This is a genomic window from Mammaliicoccus lentus, assembly GCF_002902755.1.
Taxonomy (GTDB): Bacteria; Bacillota; Bacilli; order Staphylococcales; family Staphylococcaceae; genus Mammaliicoccus; species Mammaliicoccus lentus.
Genome location: NZ_PPRS01000020.1, coordinates 1 through 1,447, shown reverse-complemented (window position 1 = coordinate 1,447; position 1,447 = coordinate 1). Strand labels below are relative to the sequence as shown.

Below are 1,447 nucleotides of genomic sequence, written 5' to 3'. Positions count from 1 at the left end.
ATGGTCATTCCGTAATATCCTTAGAAAGGAGGTGATCCAGCCGCACCTTCCGATACGGCTACCTTGTTACGACTTCACCCCAATCATCTGTCCCACCTTCGACGGCTAGCTCCTAATAAAAGGTTACTCCACCGGCTTCGGGTGTTACAAACTCTCGTGGTGTGACGGGCGGTGTGTACAAGACCCGGGAACGTATTCACCGTAGCATGCTGATCTACGATTACTAGCGATTCCAGCTTCATGTAGTCGAGTTGCAGACTACAATCCGAACTGAGAATAATTTTATGGGATTTGCTTGACCTCGCGGGTTCGCTGCCCTTTGTATTATCCATTGTAGCACGTGTGTAGCCCAAATCATAAGGGGCATGATGATTTGACGTCATCCCCACCTTCCTCCGGTTTGTCACCGGCAGTCAACCTAGAGTGCCCAACTTAATGATGGCAACTAAGCTTAAGGGTTGCGCTCGTTGCGGGACTTAACCCAACATCTCACGACACGAGCTGACGACAACCATGCACCACCTGTCACTTTGTCCCCCGAAGGGGAAAACTCTATCTCTAGAGCGATCAAAGGATGTCAAGATTTGGTAAGGTTCTTCGCGTTGCTTCGAATTAAACCACATGCTCCACCGCTTGTGCGGGTCCCCGTCAATTCCTTTGAGTTTCAACCTTGCGGTCGTACTCCCCAGGCGGAGTGCTTAATGCGTTAGCTGCAGCACTAAGGGGCGGAAACCCCCTAACACTTAGCACTCATCGTTTACGGCGTGGACTACCAGGGTATCTAATCCTGTTTGATCCCCACGCTTTCGCACATCAGCGTCAGTTACAGACCAGAGAGCCGCCTTCGCCACTGGTGTTCCTCCATATCTCTGCGCATTTCACCGCTACACATGGAATTCCACTCTCCTCTTCTGCACTCAAGTTCCCCAGTTTCCAATGACCCTCCACGGTTGAGCCGTGGGCTTTCACATCAGACTTAAGAAACCGCCTACGCGCGCTTTACGCCCAATAATTCCGGATAACGCTTGCCACCTACGTATTACCGCGGCTGCTGGCACGTAGTTAGCCGTGGCTTTCTGGTTAGGTACCGTCAAGACTTGTTCAGTTACTAACAAATTTGTTCTTCCCTAACAACAGAGTTTTACGATCCTAAGACCTTCATCACTCACGCGGCGTTGCTCCGTCAGGCTTTCGCCCATTGCGGAAGATTCCCTACTGCTGCCTCCCGTAGGAGTCTGGACCGTGTCTCAGTTCCAGTGTGGCCGATCACCCTCTCAGGTCGGCTACGTATCGTTGCCTTGGTAAGCCGTTACCTTACCAACTAGCTAATACGGCGCGGGTCCATCTATAAGTGACAGCCGAAACCGTCTTTCAACATTGAACCATGCGGTACAATATATTATCCGGTATTAGCCCCGGTTTCCCGGAGTTATCCCAGTCTTATAGG

The 1,447-nt window shown here is 51.1% G+C and carries 1 rRNA gene; it reads right to left on the bottom strand.

Annotated elements, in window-relative coordinates:
* Positions 1-24 precede the first annotated feature (24 nt).
* Positions 25-1,447: ribosomal RNA gene (locus CD135_RS07175) — 16S ribosomal RNA — on the bottom strand; the annotation flags it as partial.